Origin of the sequence: Citrobacter sp. MGH110 (assembly GCF_001037515.1) — a bacterium.
In the GTDB taxonomy this organism is placed as follows: domain Bacteria; phylum Pseudomonadota; class Gammaproteobacteria; order Enterobacterales; family Enterobacteriaceae; genus Citrobacter; species Citrobacter portucalensis.
In genome coordinates this window covers 2705740-2724721 of sequence record NZ_KQ089830.1, presented here as the reverse complement: position 1 = coordinate 2724721, position 18982 = coordinate 2705740, and the positions used below count along the sequence as shown (strand labels likewise).

Genomic DNA, 18982 nt, shown 5'->3' with positions numbered 1-18982 from the left:
GTCAGTGCACCAGAATGGCGGCCTGAGTGAACAGATGCACGCAGAGATCGCTCAGCTGGACGATCATCCATTTTCCGCAAATTCCCAATACGGCGAGAGTGACAATAAGTCTGGGCAAAAAGCTGAGCGTTTGTTCGTTAATTTGCGTCACGGCCTGAAAAATGCTGACCAGCATCCCTACCAGCAGGCTGGGAACGACCAACACGCAGACTAAAATGATCACGACTTTTATGCCGCTGGCGACGATATCTGCGGCTACATCAATGGTTAACATATCCGATCTCCGTTATCCCAGTCCCAGACCGCGAATGCTGGAGGTCAGCGTACCGACGGTTAGCGCCCAACCGTCAATAAGTACAAACAGCATCAGCTTAAAGGGCAGCGAAACGATCAGCGGCGACAGCATCATCATCCCCATCGCCATTAGCACGCTGGCGACGATCAGGTCGATCACCAGGAACGGGATGTAAATCATGAAGCCTATCTGGAAGGCGGTTTTCAGTTCGCTCAGCACGTACGCCGGTACGATAATGGAGAGATCCTGATCGGCTGCATTCCCTTTCGCGTTGGCGATAGTCATTATCTGCGCAATCGCTTTTTTGTTGGTCTGCGCCAGCATAAAGCGTTTCAATGGCGAGGCTGCGGTGCTCAGGGCGTCGGGGAGCGTGATCTGATCGTTTTCAAAAGGTACAACCGCGTAGTCGTAAATGTTGATCCAGACTGGACGCATCACCAGCATGGTTAACGACAGTGCAATGCCTATCAGTATGCGGTTAGGCGGCGTTTGTTGCAGCCCCAACGCCTGGCGCAGCAGGGAAAGCACAATAATAAAACGCGTAAAGCAGGTCATCATCAACACCAGCGTTGGCAGAATGCCCACCAGGGTCATCAGGATCAGGACCTGGATTTTTACGCTGTATTCCTGACTATTACCGTGCGAAATCACATTCAGCAACGGGATATCTCCCCCTTGCGCGCAGGCAAAGGGAGAAAGGATGAGTAACGAGATACCCAGTATGAGCGTGAGTGTTGGTGCGCGTTTCATGGTGCCAGGTCGTTGATTTCATGCGTGTTGAATTCAAGTACGCGCAGGCCATATTTTTCATTGACCACCACCACTTCAGCCTTGCCTAGCAGGATGTTATTGACCTTAATATCCAGCGGTTCACCGGCGAGTTTGTCCATCTCAATGACGGTGTCGTCATCAATGTTCAGTAGATCGGACAGCATCACTTCCACGGATGACACTTCCAGCGTTAGCGTGACCGGAATACGTTTCAGCAATGACATCGACTCGGAAAAACGGTCTTCTAAACGCGCTACCAGCGTCTCTGTTACCGACGGTGCGGCCGGCGTGGTTGTTTCGGGCGCTAACTCGAAACCTTGCTCTAAAATATCTTCTGGCTTACTCATAGGATTTCTCCGTCTTGCTCGTTAATTCGGACAAAAACAGTTTGTCTTTGTCCTCTACGATCAGGGCATTAAATAATTCGGATTTCCCGATATAAACAGGGAAAGTATCAGGCATGGCGATAGGTAAAATATCCCCTGGCTTAATTGTCGTTAGGTCGGCGACATTAAGGGGGATTTCTGCAATTTTGACGTTCATGGTCAGTGGCAGCGTATGAATAATTTCTTTGATCAGCGTTTTTTTACGCGTCTCAATGCTGGCTTTATCAACCTGCTTTTTCTTCTCGCCGTGTTCGCTGCGGCGGATTAAATTCAGAATGTAATCAGTATGGGAATCGTCCAGTAAGATGCGGAAACTGCAATTTTCATCATCACCTAAAACGAATGTAAGCTGATACGCCCAATGTGTTTGTACGGTACTGCTGTCTGGTTTTAGCGTCAGCGGAATACCCGATATATTTTTATTAAAAATAATATTGCTAATATCCAGCGCCAACCTGCTTCGCAGTCGGGTTTCTGTTTTGGTCGGTAAATCATCTTCTGACTTTTCGTCTGCAAGCGATGACGTCAGACCATAAAAGTTGCCCAGCAACATTAACAATAGCGCGCGATCGATATCAAAAGCCAAATGCCCAACCTGCGAGACTAATAACTCGGCACTTTTATTGATAACATCCATCTCGCATTGTATTTTTCTGAGTGTTATATTTGTGCGATGTTTTTTCAGGAAATAGTTTCCGAGATGTGATTCAATTGTATCAAAATTCCCCGTAAACATAGTCGGCAGACGATGATAAGGACGCCCAAGCCGGTTTCCTTCAAGTTTAAAGATTCCGGGCGTTTGACTATATTTCAGCATGGTACGCTTTCTCAGCTGTAATTTCTGGGGCGGATGAGTTGATATCAAATCCCGCGGTTATCAAAGAAAAAACAAATCCATTTAATTTATGGTTCATCCTTGACGCTATTCTCATATTGTTGAAATCCATTAGATATGAAATGCAGTACCTACTCTCGTCTCTGATGTAGGGCTGGATATTAGATATTTTACCTCTCTCCTCTGCAAGTTATTAATGATGTTAGGCTATAATTAAAAAATAATTAATTACGTATACGTGATGCTCACCGCTAATCATCTTACCTCCTTAAGGCATATCTGTGTGGCTGGTTTTTGTGCTAAAATTAATATAAGTTATTGTTTTTAAATGAATAATATTTTTATTATCTTTTAATTTAAGATTGTTAATGGCTTCGGTGTTAGTATTTTTTTAGGAAAAACCCTATTTGAAAATAGTCTTCGATAGGGCTGCCCTTTGAAGGGGCGGTAAAACATGAGCAAGGATGGGATTAAGACATGGCACGGGCGATATATATTATTCGATGATTGTGCTTTGGAATGATTTGTATATTTCTCGTAACGGATGTTAACTTTACTTCTAAGTGTAAAATAATCATGTTTGAACTTATTGCCGAAGCAGCCTCCAGTATCAATGTGTTTTCAATGGCAAGGCGTATTGCTGTGTTTAATGTTCCAGTCCTTATCCATGGTGAAACCGGTACTGGTAAAGAATGTGTCGCCAAATTTATCCATTCAATTGCGTTTGCGCAGGAGCCTCAGGCACCTTATATCGGGGTGAACTGTGCCGCTATCCCTGAAAATATGCTCGAAGCCACGTTGTTTGGATATGATAAAGGTGCATTCACCGGGGCAGTGGCTACCGTGCCGGGGAAAATGGAATTAGCCAATAACGGCACATTACTGTTGGATGAGATTGGCGATATGCCTTTAGCGCTACAGGCTAAAATATTGCGTGTATTGCAGGAGCAACAGGTTGAGCGCTTAGGTAGTAACCGTTTAATCAAACTGAACTTCCGTTTAATTGCCTGTACCAATAAGAATCTTGAAGAAGAGGTGGCTGCTGGACGCTTCAGAGAAGATCTCTATTATCGGTTATCAGTTATTCCGTTGACCATGCCGCCGCTTCGCGAGCGCATGGAAGACATTATTCCGCTGGCGGAGTCCTTTATCAAAAAATACTCCACGGTGCTGGTTAAAAATATCAAGCTTTCTGAATCATCGCGCCGGGCATTACTGAGCTACGAATGGCCTGGTAACGTGCGTCAACTGGAGAACGCTATACAACGGGGAATGATCCTGAATCGTGATGGCGTCATTTACCCCGATACTTTAGGTCTGCCATCCATTGAGTCTGATTCCTGGAGCGAGCCGCAATGGCAGCCAAAGCCCAGTATGCCAATAACGACCAGCGATAATCTGGGTCAGCATGGCCGTAGCGCGCAGTATCAATATATCGCTGACCTGATGCGTAAATATCAGGGCAATAAAACCAAAATTGCTGATTTATTAGGCATTACCCCACGTGCGCTTCGTTATCGTCTGGCGTCAATGCGAAAACAGGGAATTGAGATCTTTTCCTGAATCAGTCTGTGGTACCGAGAACGCTTTTTTAATTTTAAGAGTAGGTCATGAGCATAAATACGATAGCCCCAGCCAGTACCATGCAGACGCAAATGATGCAGGACATGCAGCAGATGAAAGCGGTCGCGCAGGCGCCTGTCCTTTCGCCGATGCAGATTAACGCCGTGGGCACCCAACTGGCATCTTCTCCGGTTTCGTTCGACCGCGTCATGCAGGGCGCGCTGAATCATGTTGATCAATTCCAGCAGGTCGCGGAGCAAAAACAAACGGCCATTGAGATGGGAAAAAGTGACGATCTGGCGGGGGCCATGATTGCCAGTCAGCAGGCATCGTTATCGTTTTCTGCGCTGGTACAGGTCAGAAATAAAGTCGCTTCCGGATTCAATGACCTGATGAGCATGTCAGTCTAACGCTATGAATGAATTAATAAAAAAACTCACTCAGTTTTCACCCTCGTTCTCTTTCAGACTGGATGGTAATAAACGCCTGATGCTGGTGGCGGCTGCGGCGCTTGCGGCTACCGCCATAATTGTCAGCGTGCTGTGGAACGGTAACCATGGCTATGTTTCGTTGTACGGTAGCCAGGAAAATCTCCCGGTTTCACAGATAGTCACCGTGCTGGATGGCGAAAAACTGGAATACCGTATTGACCCGCAGAGCGGGCAAATTCTGGTTCCGGAAGACGCGCTGTCGAAAACGCGGATGACGCTGGCGGCGAAAGGCGTGCAGGCCATGCTGCCCAGCGGCTACGAGCTGATGGATAAAGACGAAGTGCTGGGCGCCAGTCAGTTTGTGCAAAACGTCCGTTACAAGCGGAGTCTGGAAGGCGAACTGGCGCAGAGCATTATGACGCTGGACGCCGTCGAGAGCGCCCGCGTGCATCTGGCGCTGAATGAAGAGAGCTCATTTGTCGTCAGCGATGAGCCGCAAAACAGCGCCTCGGTCGTGGTGCGTCTGCATTACGGCAGCAAGCTGGATATGGACCAGGTCAATGCCATTGTGCATCTGGTGTCCGGCAGCGTGCCCAATCTGAATGCGTCGAAGGTTAGCGTTGTCGATCAGGCGGGGAATTTACTGTCCGACGGCATTGGTGCGGGAGAAGCCGTTTCTGCGGCGACGCGTAAACGCGACCAGATCCTCAAGGATATTCAGGATAAGACCCGTGCCAGTCTTGCAAATGTCCTCGACTCTCTGGTCGGCACTGGCAACTACCGAGTGAGCGTGATGCCGGATCTCGATCTGAGCAATATCGACGAAACCCAGGAGCATTACGGCGATACGCCGAAGGTAAATCGTGAAGAAACGGTACTCGATAGCGATACCAACCAAATCGCCATGGGGATCCCTGGCTCGCTAAGTAACCGTCCTCCGTTGGCGGCAAACCAGGTAGGAAACGGCGCCGCCGGGACAACGCCAGAAGAATCTCGCCAGCCAGCCGCGCTGTCAAAACATAGCGAGAACAAACGCGACTACTCCTGGGACCGTAGCGTTGAGCATATCCAGCATCCAGGATTCGACATCAAACGTTTAAATGTGGCCGTAGTGCTCAATCAGAGCGCGCCTGCATTAAAGAACTGGAAACCGGAACAAACCACCCAGTTGACGGCGCTGTTGAATAACGCTGCCGGAATTGATGCCAGGCGTGGCGACAACCTGTCTTTGTCGCTGCTCAACTTTGTGCCGCAGTCGATCCCTGTCGAGCCGAAACTGCCTTTATGGAAGGATGACAGCATTCTGGCCTGGGTTCGCTTAATTGGCTGCGGCCTGCTGGCTTTACTGCTGCTGCTGTTTGTCGTGCGCCCGGTGATGAAACGTTTGACCGCCGAGCGCCGCAGGACCTCTTCGCCTGAACTGGCGCTGGACGCTGTACCAATCGCAATTCCTGCGGACAAACCCCATTTTGCGGCCGCAGAAGATGAACGCAAAAATATCGAACTGCCTTCTTTCCCTGGTGACGACAGCCTGCCTTCGCAGAGCTCCGGTCTGGAAGTGAAGCTGGAGTTCCTGCAAAAACTGGCGATGAGCGACACCGATCGCGTAGCTGAAGTTCTCAGACAATGGATTACCAGCAATGAGCGAATTGACAATAAATAACGGCAGTAACAACAGCTACCTTGAGCAGGCCGCAATTTTATTGCTGTGTCTGGGCGAGGAGGCGGCAGCCACGGTGATGCAAAAGCTCAGCCGCGAAGAGGTGGTTCGTCTCAGTGAAAACATGGCGCGTCTGTCTGGCGTAAAAACCAGCATGGCGAAAAAAGTGATCAATAACTTTTTTGATGAGTTTCGCGAGCAGAGCGGCATTAACGGCGCCTCGCGTTCCATGCTGCAAGGGATCCTCAATAAAGCGCTGGGAACGGAAATCGCCAGCAGCGTGATCAACGGCATTTACGGTGATGAGATCCGCTCACGGATGGCGCGTTTGCAATGGGTGGAACCGCGCCAGCTGGCGATACTGATCTCAGAAGAGCATTTGCAATTGCAGGCCGTCTTCCTTGCCTTCCTGACGCCGGAGATCTCAGCCACGGTATTGTCTTACATGAGTGAGTCGGTGCAAAACGAGATCCTCTATCGGGTTGCCAAGCTCAACGATGTGAATCGCGACGTGGTGGATGAGCTGGATCGGTTGATCGAACGTGGGCTGTCGGTGCTGTCCGAACATGGTTCGAAAGTGAAAGGGATCAAGCAGGCCGCAGATATCGTGAACCGCTTCCAGGGTAACCAACAGGTGATCCTCGATCAGCTGCGTGAACGCGATGAAGATGTCCTCGAACAGTTGCAGGACGAAATGTACGACTTCTTCATTTTGAGCCGCCAAAGCGACGAAGTGCGCCGTCGCCTGCTCGACGAAGTACCGATGGAAGACTGGGCGGTCGCGCTGAAAGGTACCGAAGCGCTGTTGCGTCGCTCGATTTATGCCGTGATGCCTAAGCGTCAGGTACAACAGCTGGAGGCGATAACGTCGCGCCTGGGTCCGGTTCCGGTGAGCCGTATTGAGCAGATCCGCCGTGAGATCATGGGGATTGCCCGCGAGCTTGAGGAAGCGGGTGAAATTCAGCTTCAGCTGTTTGCTGAACAGACGGCGGAGTAACACATGGCGATTGAAACCATTCGTGGTCGTTACCGACTGCACCGCTTTCCTCCTCATCAGCGCCATTTGCAGGCTGAACAGCTCACGCCGGGGATCACGCCGGCGGATTATCAGCGCCAACTGATGGACGGCTTCCAGGAAGGTCTGCAAAAAGGCTTTGAACAAGGGATGACCGAAGGCCAGGAGCAGGGCTTTCAGGAAGGCCATCAGAAAGGACACGATGAAGGCCGTCGTCAGGGATACACTGAAGGCAGCCTGGCCGGGCAGCAGGAAGGGCGTAAACAGTTTGAGCGGGCAGCGCAGCCGCTGGAAGCTATCTCGGGCAAAGTGAACGATTACCTGGCGCACATTCAGCGTAAACAGCGGGAAGACCTGCTGCAACTGGTTGAAAAGGTTACGCGTCAGGTGATTCGTTGCGAGCTGGCACTGCAACCGACGCAGTTGCTATCGCTGGTTGAAGAGGCGATTTCGGCCTTTCCGGCCATGCCTGAGTCGCTACAGGTCCTGCTGAGTAATGAAGAATTTAACCGTATCAAAGATGCTGCGCCGGAGAAGGTCGCTGAATGGGGGTTGACCCCATCTCCCGAGCTACAGGCGGGCGAGTGTCGGGTGATTACCGATAAATCCGAGCTGGATATTGGCTGCGAGCATCGTCTCGACCAATGCATGTCGGCGCTGAAAGAGTCGCTGCTGCCGGAGCCGACGGGTGAGTGATCTATCCTGCTTTGACGACGCGCTGCGCTCCATTGAGTCAATCCCTTTAGCCCGGGTTGCCGGGCGACTGGTACGCGTAAACGGCATTTTGCTGGAGAGCGTGGGTTGTCCGCTGGCGACCGGCCAGTTGTGCCGCGTTGAAAGCGCCAACCATACGTTGATCGACGCGCAAGCGGTGGGGTTTAACCGCGATATCACCTACCTGATGCCCTTCAAGCACCCCGTCGGATTGATGGCGGGCGGGCGCGTATTCCCCGAAGAAAAAGCTCAGGAGATCCTGATTAGCGAAAGCTGGCTGGGGCGGGTGGTCAATGGCCTGGGCGAACCGCTGGATGCCAAAGGTCGTCTGACCGGCAATGACGTGTTGCCACCTCAGGCACCGTCTATCAACCCCCTCACGCGTCGGTCGGTGAACCAACCGCTGGATGTTGGCGTAAAAGCAATCAACGGTCTGCTCACTATCGGTAAAGGCCAGCGCGTGGGATTAATGGCCGGCAGCGGCGTGGGAAAAAGCGTGCTGTTGGGGATGATCACCCGCCAGACCAAGGCCGACATCGTGGTGGTGGGGTTAATTGGTGAGCGTGGCCGCGAGGTGAAAGAGTTTATCGATAATTCACTGGGCGCGGAAGGGTTGGCAAAATCTATTATTGTGGCGGCTCCGGCGGATGAGTCGCCGTTGATGCGTTTGAAAGCCACCGAGCTGTGCCACTCTATCGCGGCCTGGTTTCGCGATCGCGGACATCACGTTTTACTGCTGGTGGATTCGTTAACCCGTTATGCCATGGCGCAGCGTGAAATTGCGCTGTCCCTGGGGGAACCTCCGGCGACGAAAGGCTACCCGCCGTCGGCGTTCGGCATGATCCCAAAGCTTGTGGAAAGCGCGGGCAACAGTGAAAGCGAAGGGTCGATGACCGCCATTTACACGGTGCTGGCTGAAGGGGACGATCAGCAGGATCCGATCGTCGACTGCGCGCGTGCGGTGCTGGACGGGCATATCGTGCTGACGCGTAAGCTGGCGGAGGCCGGACACTATCCAGCCATTGATATTGGGCAATCGATCAGTCGATGTATGACCCAGGTAATGCCCCACGCTCACCAACAGTCGGCCCGACTACTGAAACAAAACTATGCCGCCTATATGGAAATTAAGCCGCTGATCCCGCTGGGCGGATATGTTGCAGGGGCCGATCCCAGCGTGGATAAGGCCGTCAAAGTGTTCCCCGCCATCGAGCGTTTTCTGCGCCAGGAAGTCAGTGAACCGGCCTCTCTGGAGCTGGTGCAAAGCCGCTTACAGGCCCTGTTTCCACTGGCGAAGAAAACAGAAGGTAAATAATCATGCGGCAAATTATCGATACCCTGGCGCAACTGCAGCGCCTGCGGGATAAATCGGTCAAAGACATGACGGTACAGCTGGCTAAACAGCAGCAGGTTTGTACTGGTTTTGACAATAACATCAAAGCGCTGGGCTATCTGATCCAAAAAACAGGCACCGGCGTTGAGGCACCTTCCGTTGAATCGCTCAAAAACGTGACCGGATACAAGGGCACGCTGCGCACGGTTATTGCCTGACAAGAGCAGGAGAAAACGCTGGCTAAAATCAAAGAGCAGCGTATTCAGAAAAACCTCGTCGCGGCGGCCTGCGAAGAGAAAATCGTCGCCATGACGCTCGATGATAAGCGCTACGAGTTGAGCAATGAGGCGCAGGTAAAAGAGCAAAAAGCCATAGATGAAATTGCCACGCAATGCTGGCTTAGACAGAAGACGCTGGGGCTGGTATGAAAACGATCATTACTTTCGGCACGTTTGATGTTTTTCATATCGGGCATCTGCGTATTCTGCAACGCGCCGGGCAGTTGGGTGGACGACTGATCGTCGGTATATCTTCCGATGCGCTAAATATGCAGAAAAAAGGCCGGATGCCGGTTTACAGCCAAAACGATCGCATGGGGATTGTTGCCGGCTTGAAATGTGTGGACAGCGTGTTTCTCGAAGAGTCGCTGGAGAAAAAAGCGGACTATATTCGCCAGTTTAACGCCGATACGCTGGTGATGGGCGATGACTGGGCAGGGCGCTTTGATAGTTTGTCATACCTGTGTGAAGTGGTCTATTTTCCCAGAACGCCATCAATCTCCACCACCTCGATTATTGAGGTGGTGAAGAAATTTAAATAAGAAATTATAAGCGATAGTATTTCCTGACTGAATTTTTATGAAGTAAGGAGTAGACCGTTAATCACGGTGTTTATAAGCCAAGTGATATAGTTCTGAAATGTGTTTTACTTTCATTCCAAATTTAGCGAAGAGGACATCAAGAGATTTGTTTGAATGAATGGTAATATGACCATTTCGTGGGGCTATATACCAAAAGTTCATTAGCTCAGCCAGGTGTAAGTCATTTGTGAGAGTTGAAAAGAAGTATTTCCCATTCTCTTGATCCAGAAGAGAGTCTATAATCTCCATTGTTTTGACTGGCGTTGGCGTATGCTCCATGACTTCAAATGAAGTCATAAACTCGAATCTTTCCTCTGGCATTGGTGCTGAATTATTAAATGGATCCCAGCCAACAGCATCAGTACCATATTCTCTTAGCAACTTGACCAGTTGACCGTCGCCGCAGCCAAAATCAATCATGCGAAAACTTTTGAGGTTTTTGAAAGCATTGTGCAGCAAATTGAAGTTATGGGTAGACCTTTTAGAGATAAAATTGGGATCATGTTTAGTATACTCTGCATTGTATATATGCTGGGAATAATCATCATCAGACCATGTATCAAAAGCGTGGGTATATATTAAACCGCAGTTTTTGCATTTATAATAATAGATAGCATGGCCGCTCAGAGGATAGTTGTATCTATGCACATTGTTGCCATAGCAAGATACATTAAAGTCAGTCACTCCATAGAGTTCTGGTGATGAATCGCAAATTTTGCATTGGGGGGATGGTGTCGAATGTAATTTCATGAATCGTCTCAATAATCTCAATGTATTTTTAGGGCAGGAAGTGACTTTTCTTCATTTATGGCTTTTTTTACTATCGATCCATGAATCCAGTTGTTGCTGTAGATGATGAAAGTTATCAGCTAATACCTGCGCCATATCCGCTGAGAAAAAATGCGTGATATGAGGATGGGCCCCACCCATACGCTGTCGGTCCACCTTTTTGAGATCGAGGTATGGAGTACCTGACTTACTATCTTTTAATAATGTTAAAATATCTAACTGGTTTGCCGGATCGGTTTTCCATAGAAACATCTTGAATTTACTATCTACTTTCATCAAATGAAAATATTCATTGGTGATAGCATAACCTTTTTTTAAGGGGCTTCCCTGGTGTTGGTTTTTTTGTTGTGCAAATAGATTTCGGCTAAAGCAGACTTTACGTTGCGGGGTTAATGCAAAAAACTTATTGTCACAACTCGTTGAAGGTACATTTGCTAATGTCAAAACCGTATTATAGATATCAACCATGCTAACCATATGATTTAAATCAGCCGATTTCATTCCAGGACAAAAAATAAACGCTGGGGTATGTACTAATGATGTATACGGTTCAATACCATGGGCATAGCCGCCATAAAAGTCATGTCCCCAAAAGTCATCACCATGATCGCCAAAGGCGACGATAATTGTATTATCGAGTTTTTGGGATTCCAGTAGCATTTTAATGGTCTGGCCGACCATAAAATCCATGCTTTGATAACCGCGCTGCCAGCGTTCGAGGCTGTTAGCGCCTCCTTTTTTGATGTCGTCGTAATAACAAAGATGGCTACTGAGATTCCATAAGTAGAGCGCAAAGGGTTCCGGCCGCGACACGACCTGCTGCATTTCTGCCAGCATTATTTTCGATGTGTCATACCAGTTAAAGGTATCTGTTTCACTCCAGATTGCATCGACATTTGCCCAGTTTTTTGGGTATCCCATACCTGCTGTGGTGTATCCGTGCTGCTTTAAAGTATCGAAAAGCGCGGGACAGTGTCGATGAATGGAGATGTTTTCCTCAAGATGGGTATTATGCTCTAACGTATTGTCATCCCCGTGTAAGAGGTCGCTTAACGCCATCAGTGAGGAGGTTGCCGTCGAGATAAAGTTATTAAATCGCAGCGACTGGTTATAGATTTTATTAGTAAAAGGAAACCACTGTCGATTATTAAAAATCGTGTGATTAAGACTTTCAAGATGCAAAAATATAATGTTTTTTTTCATGTTATTCACATATTAATAGTTCGAGCATGCTGATGTCGAAGACAGGAATGCCGGTGACAGAGGAAACTTCCTGCCGCTCGCGAAAACTGTCATCGATAAATATGGCGTCGGGTTCGTGAATATAATCACTTTTTTTATCGTGTTTACCCAAGTGGGTGACGGTGTCAAATAAAGCGTTAATCCGCCGTTGCGCCAGTTCAGCGTAAATATCACCGGCATGACGCGTGATGAGATGAATTTTTATTCCGCGATTCAGACACTGGCAGAGAAAGGTGAAGACAGGCACGCAGAGTTTATCTTTTAGCACTACCGTATCATCGTAGTCGATGTACACATGCCGGTAGGTAAAATCATACGTATAGTGATTGGCTAAGCTGCGGGTAATTTGCAGGTTTTCAGCGAGCGGGCGCAGCGAGACGTTAACGCGCATACTTTCGTACAATGTCAGCATGGCGAAATTGATGCCATTGGCGCGGTTGAGCGCCATTGTTCCAGCAATTCGCGGAGCAACTTCCAGTAATGTCAGCATACCCGAGGCAGAACGCTTCAACTGAAAAAACCATGCACCGTATAGCTGTAATCGCTGTGATATAGCACGTGCGTAAGTTTCAACTTCCGGCAGGCTGACTAACGCGGAAGTCATCGCAATACCGGCTCGTATCCGCGAGCGTACGCGTGGTTGGCAAAACAATAACCCTTGCACGCGATCGGAAAAACAGTCCACGGTGAATTCTTCACCGTTTAAATATTCACATATGATCAGGTCATTTCTCTCTGCGAGGAGCGATGCCAGCCTCTCTGGAGAATCAACCCGCAAAGCTCCCTGCGCACCTTGCCCGCGGTCGGGTTTGACAAATACGGGCCAGTGCGCGATCTCTTTGGGATCATTGAATACGGCAGGAAGAGGGACCGTATCCTTAAGCGCCTGGTAGGTTTTACTTTTAAACCGCGTGATGCGGCATGTTTCCTGCGATGGGCAGAGTACCGTAGCGGAAAGCACCTCCCGGTTTTCAGAAAGAAAAAGAAGGGCGTCATCATGAGCCGGAAAAATATAATCAATACTTTCTTGCACAAGTAATGCCTGCAAGACGGGTAACCCATCCTGATGCGTAACATCCGGCACGACATGGTACTCGCAAGCGTAGTGGCGGGCATGGCTATCGTAGTCGGCACCAGCCAAAACCAGATTAATGTTTTTCTCGTTGCGCAGAGACAGGTAAATCTCACGCCCAATCTCGGTTCCCGCGGGGAAGATAAGGACATTGATCATGCGGTAATCAGCTCGATAATGGTGCTAAGTTCAGCGGATGTCATATCTGGATAAATCGGCAGGCACAGCACCTGTTCGGCGATTTGGTTTGCTACTGGCAGCATCTCTTTATTGGCGCCAGACATGTTTTTGTACATGTTGAGATTAGACAGCAGGGGGTAGAAATACCGCCGCGTTAAGATGTTATGGCTTTTGAGATGATCGTATAACGCATCCCGCGACATTTTATAATCAGGACGCACGAGGATCGGGAAATAGCTGTAGTTACTCTTGTGATTAGCGTTGCCTGCAGGAATGAAAATGCCTTGTGTATTGGCCAACTGCTCACGATAACATTTATCGATTTGTTGGCGTTTCGCGATCGCCTCATCTACATACTGTAATTGCAAGAGACCAAAAGCGGACTGGACCTCATTCATTTTTCCATTAATGCCAGGCGCGACAACGGTTAACTCGTCAGCAATACCAAAGTTCTTCAGATAATCGATGCGTTGTTTGGTTTTTTTATCGTAGCTAACGATGGCACCACCTTCAAAGGTGTTGAACACTTTGGTGGCATGGAAGCTCAGTACGGAAAGATCGCCATGGCGTAGAATGCTTCCGCCACAATCTTCTACAGCAAAGGCATGCGCCGCATCGTAAATAACAGGAATACCGTAATTATTGGATATTTTTTCAATTTCTGCGGTGTTGCAGCTTTGCCCGTAGACATGTACCGGCATGATCAATCCCGTTTTGGCGGTAATTGCAGATTCAATCAGCTGTGGGTTGATGTTAAAGCTGTGTGGATCAATATCAACAAATACCGGCGTTAACTGGTTCCAGAGAATACTGTGCGTGGTGGCAACAAAAGAATAGGGCGTAGTAATGACCTCACCCTTAATTCGCAGCGTTTGCATCGCGGCGATTAAGGCGATGGTGGCATTACAAAACAGCGAGATATAGGGTACGTTCAAATAAGAGGCTAACTTTTCCTCAAGTAGTTGATGCATCACGCCGTTATTTGTTAATTGCTTACTTGACCAGATCTCTTGCAGATAAGGCATAAACTCCTCAAGCGGAGGCAAGAAGGGTTTGGTGACGGTGATAAGGTTTGGTTCTGCTTGTTTCATTACTGAAGATCCTGAGAGAATTTTGCGCTGATTTGTTGGTATTGGTCGGGCAGTCTGCTTTTGAGGCTGGAGAGGATCGTGTTTTTTATTTTATTATCAGTAATGCTCTTTAAGGCCGCGAAATATAATTGCGGTAAAATCTCCAGACGAACGTCACAATAAATGATGGCTTGCACAATATGATATTGCGCTTTGATAACATCTTTATTGTGAACGGCAACGATAAAACCCTGGAAATGCAACAAAGGGTCCGTTGGTCGCTCAATCAACAGTTCATCAATATCTTCCTTGACCAGCGTATGATCGGGGTGAGCATATTGTTTCCAGCGACTGTTCATCGCTTCTACCCAGGCGTCTTCATGTTTCCATTGATTCAGGATCATCATCCTGTTTCGGTACATTAATTTGCTGTTATCTTTTCTGTACCAGGTGTTATTGTCATGTCGACGGTAGTAGGCCACTAAACGCTGCGTTGAAATAAAATGACCCTGGCGAGAAAGTTTCAGAAACATGTCCCAGTCTTCCTGGACCAGTTGTGGATCGGAACGCTCTATCTTCAGGTACGCCTCACGGCGGATTAACGATCCGATATAAAGACTTAGATTTCCGGAAACCAACAGATGATGAAAAACGTCGCCATCAAGAAAAATGTCGCTGTAAGGAAAACGCGAGCCGTCAGGCATGATGACCTGAATGGCGCTATAGCACATTACACAGTGCGGGTTTTTCTCTAACACATTAACCTGGTGAGAGATTTTAGTGGGAACAATAAGATCGTCTGAGTCGACCACGGCAATATATTTTCCCGTGGCCATGTTCATGGCTTCGATGATCGGTTTATCGCCAGTTTTATCCTTCTGCGAATAATAGTTGGTCTCCCGCAGTATCGTTTTGCAGTTATATTTCTGCTGGTATTTTTTTATGATCTCGACGGACCGATCGGTAGAGGCATCATCGACGATAATGACTTCGGTGTTTTTCCACGTCTGGTTAAAGACGCTATCCAGCGCCTCTTCAAGGAAAGCGTCGTGGTTATAACTGGTAACGATAATACTCACTAAAGGCGTTGGCATAGCGTAATCTCTGGCGAAAATTATTGTGTTATCAACTAAATAGCTTCTGTTGCAAACTGAGCAGCAGCGTATTGCTTTGCTGCCGGGGCGAAGCATCGATGAGCTTTACGATTTCCTGCGCCGCCCGTTTCCCCGCCTGACCATCCATAAACGCATCGCAATAGTGGTGGCGAATCTCAGCCAATGGTGCTTCCAGCGCAGCCCAGTCAAACTCGCAAGAGAGTGCATGGCGCAACGTCTGTATATCCTGTGCCACCGGAAGGATGTTACGGATGCGCTGATCTGCGCTGTCGGGGGTCGAGAAACTTTGTTGGCCATCCAGCAGAGAACTCATCTCCGGCCAGCTCAGTAAAATGACGCGTTTATTCATATGAAGGGCGTCAAAAATAAAGCCGCTGCTGTCCGTCAGCACATAATCCGCCTGCGCAATAAGCGCCAGCAGATGCTGCGGATCGTCCAGTTTGTTTTTTAAGTAGCGTTGCGCCAGTGCCAGAGAGGCGGCTTCTTCCGGCCTGTGCTGGGTGCCATGATGCAGTTTGGTAACGACATTATATTCATGGCTTAACCGGCTGAGCTGCTCCGCCCAATGGGGGAGCGAGCTTAGCGCGCCGTAGGTTGGTGCATACAGGATGGTCTGCTTTTTCGCATTCAGCTTCAGGCTGTTGGGCAGCGCGGTATCGTAAGTGCGGTTATGCCATTCATCGAAACGGGGATTACCCACCACTTTAGCGCTACCACCGATGTCAAGCGCACGCTGGCTATAGTGGCTGTAGCACAGGATGCGATGATAAAAGGCGTTCCACCAGGCATGGTTCCACTCTTCTTTCGCCAGGCCATACAGGGTACGAACATGGGTATCCGCCAGCCCATTCAGCAACGGTGTGTAGTAAGGGCTGACCAGGCACCGGAAGCGCTGACGCTTCTCAATGATCGCAGAAAGACGCGTTCCACCGAGCGCAGGATCGTTAATGGTTTTAATCGTCGCGGTCATCTCATCGAGAAACGATTTGGGTATTTTGTCACTGACCAGCAGCGAGCAGGTTTGGCCCATCGCTTGCAGTTCGCTAATGATGGGGCGGTAGACCGCGTAATGCAGTGAGGTTTCCATATAGAAGCCAATGGCATCTATCTGCGTGGATGTCGTAGCAGGCGAGTGGCTTACCAACGTATTGACTGTCTCAGGTTTCATATTGATTTTGTTGAAGTAGTAGCCGATGTTATCGGTTTCTTTTTTCTCGATATCGCTGTATCCCGCTCGCTGATAGCAGATGCTCGGATAACAAGAGAGCCATTTCCCTTCACGCAGCAGCGGTTGCCATTGCCCTTCGAGCGTATCGGAGAGGTCATGTTCCATTTGCTGAGCCAGCGCCGGGTAATAGCTGCTGTTGACCAGATAGGCGCAAACCTTATTGCAGTCACGCGCATGGATCATGCCATTGAGGCTTTTGAGTTCACGGCCTTGTTTAATTTCCCCGCCGAGGATAACCACTTCCCACGGAAAGCCTGGCAGCGCGTGCAGAAGCGAATTGAGTACCCGAATATGCTTTTCCTGCTTCAGGATCACGCTATCGTCTTCAAGTAGCAGGTAGTTTTTCCAGCCGTTACGCTGTGCCAGCTGCAGCGCCTGCATATGAGACTGGCGGCGACCCGTCTGGCCGTTAGTGGCAACTGACGCCGCAAGGCGGGTAACCTTTTGCGCAGGGAAATTGAGAAACGCCAGATCTTGCTGGATGTACGCTAAACGATCCGGACGAGATTCCAGATTCACGATCACCACCTGATCGATGTAATCCCACTGGATCGGCTGATGATGGGTGGCGTTATGCAGACTCTGATACCAGTTTTTTAGCATCGGGTCGGTAATCGCCTGGGCCAGCGAGGTGTTGAGCGGCTCGCTGCTTCCCAGCACAAAGTCTTTATCGAACGTATTTTGGCTGTGCGAGATACAAATAATGGTGCGTTCGCCCGGCAATTGCAGCGGGTTGGCGGTGAATTGGTTGGTGAATCCTTCTTCTTCGCCTAAGTTGCAGTCATCATCGTAACGGTGCTTTTTTAAATAATTGCGGTGGTAGCAAAAGGTACCGTTGAGAATGTTCTGCGGGCCAAAGCTGCGGCTTTTGAACAGGCGGTTGATATGGCTGTACCAGATAGGGATCTGATCGGAACCGGAAATCAACGCCCGATGGCGTTGCATCATATCGATGGCGTAAGAGATCTTATCCGCCGGATAATAATCATCGTCGTCCATGCAGAGAATATATTCGCCTAACGCCAGCGCATTGAGCATATTGCGCTTTTTGCCCAGCGTCAGTTTTTCCGCATGGTAGATATAACGAATATTAAATTTCTCCGGATGATTCTGCGTCAGTCTGTCAATGATCGACTGATTGCTTTGCGGAGAATCATCCAGGATCACCAGCTCCCGGCGGTCGGCAGGGTAGTCCTGATAACGGAACATATACAGCAAATAGGGTAAGAAAGCGGCGCGGTTCCACGTTGGTGTAACGACGCTGACAAACGGTTTTTCGCGGCCAGTGTCGAGCGTTTTAACGATGCCGGTCAGGGCGGAACGTGCTTTGGAGGATTCAGACATGGTGATGTGTATTCGCGATTCGAAAAAGGGCCGGGTATTCACCCGGCCAACAGGCGCTAACGTGTAAGCAGGGAGAACGCCGAGAGTAGATGATCTCCCGGCAGTAAATTCTGAATTTGTTGACGTACTGCGGCGGCATCGCTGCGGTTTCGCCAGTCTTCAACTACCGCGAAAAGTGCATAAATTTCGTCATGGCTCAGCGTAGAATCATCCATCGTCCACAGGCTAAACAGTGTGCGCAGCATAAAGACGTCAGCCACCAGCCAGAAGAAACGCTGCAGCACGCTTTCACTCTCGTGCTGTGGGAATGTGTCGTGATACAGGCGATAAATCAGATAGTTACTGAATATCCATGCGTCCTGGGCAAAGTAGCGCTCATAGGTATGTAACCATTGCTCCTGCAACTGCTGCTGGAGCATAGCTTCACTGTTTGCATCCTGGAGCATCAGCAGGCTGACCTGCAGAGGTAAGCTCAGCTTGCGCGTGCTATCCGGCAACAGATCCCAATTGAACTCACAGTTGCCCATTTGGGTGATCAGTTCCCGCTGCAACTGGGGCAGGCTGGGCAACTGAGCGAACTGCTCCTGCAGTTTTCCGCTTTGTGCATGGTCAGCCAGAACCTGCGGCAGCGAGGCCAGCTTCTCAAGCGTAGGGTCGCTGTCGCCTGGGCATTTCTCGGAAAAAGAGAGCATGATGCCCAGCGCATACAGGCGCAGCTCCGGTGACAAACCGGGGAGCGTGATGGTATGCAGAGCAGATTGGTTAAGTACCTGATCGCGTTGGGATAACGCCGGGCTGTCTGCATCGGCTGCACATTGCGAGGTATGCAGTACAAAGGCGTTGGGATCGCCTAATGCCGCCTGGCAGCAGGCCGGATTGGTTAATACCAGACTCTGACGTACTTCCGTTTTCCAGCGTATGTTGGCCAGTAAAACGGAATCCGGATGGTGGGATAAAAACACCCGGACAAAGTCGGGTTCATAGCAATCAATCATACTCATAACGTGTTCTCAGCAATCCCAATATTCAGACTGGTTATATCAATGCAATATCCATGCCTGAATTTTTATTCTATTTATA

18 protein-coding genes and 1 pseudogene are annotated in these 18982 nt (G+C 49.2%); 8 read left to right on the top strand and 11 right to left on the bottom strand.

What is annotated here, in order from left to right; all coding sequences use genetic code 11:
• Position 1: 1 nt before the first annotated feature.
• The 4 genes from SK38_RS12935 to SK38_RS12920 are packed head-to-tail and all read right to left on the bottom strand — an operon-like array spanning position 2 to position 2269.
• Entirely contained in the window at positions 2-274 is a 273-nt protein-coding gene (locus tag SK38_RS12935) for a flagellar biosynthetic protein FliQ (protein WP_003838859.1), read from the bottom strand.
• A 12-nt stretch (positions 275-286) separates the two neighbouring features.
• Positions 287-1045, bottom strand: a complete 759-nt coding sequence (gene fliP, locus SK38_RS12930) for a flagellar type III secretion system pore protein FliP (protein ID WP_048236079.1) — start codon at positions 1043-1045, stop codon at positions 287-289.
• Positions 1042-1413 (bottom strand): FliM/FliN family flagellar motor switch protein, encoded by a 372-nt coding sequence (locus tag SK38_RS12925; RefSeq protein ID WP_043015247.1) that lies wholly within the window; start codon positions 1411-1413, stop codon positions 1042-1044. Before SK38_RS12925 ends, fliP begins: the two co-directional genes overlap by 4 nt.
• A complete protein-coding gene (locus tag SK38_RS12920; RefSeq protein WP_048236078.1) occupies positions 1406-2269 on the bottom strand; it encodes a FliM/FliN family flagellar motor switch protein in 864 nt (287 codons plus the stop codon). The genes SK38_RS12925 and SK38_RS12920 overlap by 8 nt, the downstream gene beginning before the upstream one ends.
• A 594-nt stretch (positions 2270-2863) precedes the next feature.
• Between SK38_RS12920 and SK38_RS12915 the strand changes: the two genes are divergently transcribed.
• From SK38_RS12915 to SK38_RS12880, 8 genes and pseudogenes are all read left to right on the top strand, one after another.
• Complete coding sequence (locus SK38_RS12915) at positions 2864-3850, top strand: sigma-54 interaction domain-containing protein (protein ID WP_048236077.1); 987 nt, start codon at positions 2864-2866, stop codon at positions 3848-3850.
• Positions 3851-3897: 47 nt separating this feature from the next.
• Entirely contained in the window at positions 3898-4260 is a 363-nt protein-coding gene (locus SK38_RS12910; RefSeq protein ID WP_047406025.1) for a flagellar hook-basal body complex protein FliE, read from the top strand.
• Between the two features lie 4 nt (positions 4261-4264).
• A complete protein-coding gene (fliF, locus tag SK38_RS12905) occupies positions 4265-5944 on the top strand; it encodes a flagellar basal-body MS-ring/collar protein FliF (protein ID WP_048236076.1) in 1680 nt (559 codons plus the stop codon).
• A complete protein-coding gene (locus SK38_RS12900) occupies positions 5922-6938 on the top strand; it encodes a flagellar motor switch protein FliG (protein WP_043015252.1) in 1017 nt (338 codons plus the stop codon). Before fliF ends, SK38_RS12900 begins: the two co-directional genes overlap by 23 nt.
• 3 nt (positions 6939-6941) lie before the next feature.
• The gene (gene fliH, locus SK38_RS12895) at positions 6942-7652 is read left to right on the top strand and encodes a flagellar assembly protein FliH (protein ID WP_048236075.1); all 711 of its coding nucleotides are present in this window, start codon (positions 6942-6944) and stop codon (positions 7650-7652) included.
• The gene (gene fliI, locus SK38_RS12890; protein WP_048236074.1) at positions 7645-8985 is read left to right on the top strand and encodes a flagellar protein export ATPase FliI; all 1341 of its coding nucleotides are present in this window, start codon (positions 7645-7647) and stop codon (positions 8983-8985) included. The genes fliH and fliI overlap by 8 nt, the downstream gene beginning before the upstream one ends.
• Positions 8986-8987: 2 nt before the next feature.
• A pseudogene (gene fliJ / locus SK38_RS12885) lies at positions 8988-9431 on the top strand (flagellar export protein FliJ).
• The gene (locus SK38_RS12880) at positions 9428-9823 is read left to right on the top strand and encodes an FAD synthase family protein (protein WP_048236073.1); all 396 of its coding nucleotides are present in this window, start codon (positions 9428-9430) and stop codon (positions 9821-9823) included. The pseudogene fliJ and the gene SK38_RS12880 overlap by 4 nt, the downstream one beginning before the upstream one ends.
• Before the next feature lie 57 nt (positions 9824-9880).
• Here SK38_RS12880 and SK38_RS12875 read toward each other — a convergent pair whose 3' ends face one another.
• The 7 genes from SK38_RS12875 to SK38_RS12845 are packed head-to-tail and all read right to left on the bottom strand — an operon-like array spanning position 9881 to position 18903.
• The gene (locus SK38_RS12875; RefSeq protein ID WP_048236072.1) at positions 9881-10612 is read right to left on the bottom strand and encodes a class I SAM-dependent methyltransferase; all 732 of its coding nucleotides are present in this window, start codon (positions 10610-10612) and stop codon (positions 9881-9883) included.
• Between the two features lie 51 nt (positions 10613-10663).
• On the bottom strand, positions 10664-11854 hold the full coding sequence (locus tag SK38_RS12870; RefSeq protein WP_048236071.1) for a sulfatase-like hydrolase/transferase: 1191 nt from the start codon (positions 11852-11854) through the stop codon (positions 10664-10666).
• A 1-nt stretch (position 11855) separates the two neighbouring features.
• Positions 11856-13124: an ATP-grasp domain-containing protein gene (locus SK38_RS12865; RefSeq protein ID WP_048236070.1), complete on the bottom strand. Its 1269-nt coding sequence runs from the start codon at positions 13122-13124 to the stop codon at positions 11856-11858.
• The gene (locus SK38_RS12860; protein ID WP_048236069.1) at positions 13121-14236 is read right to left on the bottom strand and encodes a DegT/DnrJ/EryC1/StrS family aminotransferase; all 1116 of its coding nucleotides are present in this window, start codon (positions 14234-14236) and stop codon (positions 13121-13123) included. Before SK38_RS12860 ends, SK38_RS12865 begins: the two co-directional genes overlap by 4 nt.
• Positions 14236-15309 carry a glycosyltransferase family 2 protein gene (locus tag SK38_RS12855; RefSeq protein ID WP_048236068.1) on the bottom strand — a complete coding sequence of 358 codons (1074 nt, stop codon included), beginning with the start codon at positions 15307-15309 and terminating at the stop codon, positions 14236-14238. Before SK38_RS12855 ends, SK38_RS12860 begins: the two co-directional genes overlap by 1 nt.
• Before the next feature lie 31 nt (positions 15310-15340).
• Positions 15341-17902, bottom strand: a complete 2562-nt coding sequence (locus tag SK38_RS12850) for a glycosyltransferase (protein WP_048236067.1) — start codon at positions 17900-17902, stop codon at positions 15341-15343.
• Between the two features lie 56 nt (positions 17903-17958).
• Positions 17959-18903, bottom strand: a complete 945-nt coding sequence (locus SK38_RS12845) for a lysine-N-methylase (RefSeq protein WP_048236066.1) — start codon at positions 18901-18903, stop codon at positions 17959-17961.
• Positions 18904-18982 lie beyond the last annotated feature (79 nt).

Coding starts and splice junctions, on each gene's coding strand:
- SK38_RS12920 (WP_048236078.1), bottom strand. CDS start 2,269: ATGCTGAAATATAGTCAAACGCCCGGAATCTTTAAACTTGAAGGAAAC.
- SK38_RS12880 (WP_048236073.1), top strand. CDS start 9,428: ATGAAAACGATCATTACTTTCGGCACGTTTGATGTTTTTCATATCGGG.
- SK38_RS12910 (WP_047406025.1), top strand. CDS start 3,898: ATGAGCATAAATACGATAGCCCCAGCCAGTACCATGCAGACGCAAATG.
- SK38_RS12845 (WP_048236066.1), bottom strand. CDS start 18,903: ATGAGTATGATTGATTGCTATGAACCCGACTTTGTCCGGGTGTTTTTA.
- SK38_RS12865 (WP_048236070.1), bottom strand. CDS start 13,124: ATGATCAATGTCCTTATCTTCCCCGCGGGAACCGAGATTGGGCGTGAG.
- SK38_RS12875 (WP_048236072.1), bottom strand. CDS start 10,612: ATGAAATTACATTCGACACCATCCCCCCAATGCAAAATTTGCGATTCA.
- SK38_RS12900 (WP_043015252.1), top strand. CDS start 5,922: ATGAGCGAATTGACAATAAATAACGGCAGTAACAACAGCTACCTTGAG.
- SK38_RS12855 (WP_048236068.1), bottom strand. CDS start 15,309: ATGCCAACGCCTTTAGTGAGTATTATCGTTACCAGTTATAACCACGAC.
- fliH (WP_048236075.1), top strand. CDS start 6,942: ATGGCGATTGAAACCATTCGTGGTCGTTACCGACTGCACCGCTTTCCT.
- fliP (WP_048236079.1), bottom strand. CDS start 1,045: ATGAAACGCGCACCAACACTCACGCTCATACTGGGTATCTCGTTACTC.
- SK38_RS12850 (WP_048236067.1), bottom strand. CDS start 17,902: ATGTCTGAATCCTCCAAAGCACGTTCCGCCCTGACCGGCATCGTTAAA.
- SK38_RS12915 (WP_048236077.1), top strand. CDS start 2,864: ATGTTTGAACTTATTGCCGAAGCAGCCTCCAGTATCAATGTGTTTTCA.
- fliF (WP_048236076.1), top strand. CDS start 4,265: ATGAATGAATTAATAAAAAAACTCACTCAGTTTTCACCCTCGTTCTCT.
- SK38_RS12935 (WP_003838859.1), bottom strand. CDS start 274: ATGTTAACCATTGATGTAGCCGCAGATATCGTCGCCAGCGGCATAAAA.
- SK38_RS12860 (WP_048236069.1), bottom strand. CDS start 14,236: ATGAAACAAGCAGAACCAAACCTTATCACCGTCACCAAACCCTTCTTG.
- SK38_RS12925 (WP_043015247.1), bottom strand. CDS start 1,413: ATGAGTAAGCCAGAAGATATTTTAGAGCAAGGTTTCGAGTTAGCGCCC.
- SK38_RS12870 (WP_048236071.1), bottom strand. CDS start 11,854: ATGAAAAAAAACATTATATTTTTGCATCTTGAAAGTCTTAATCACACG.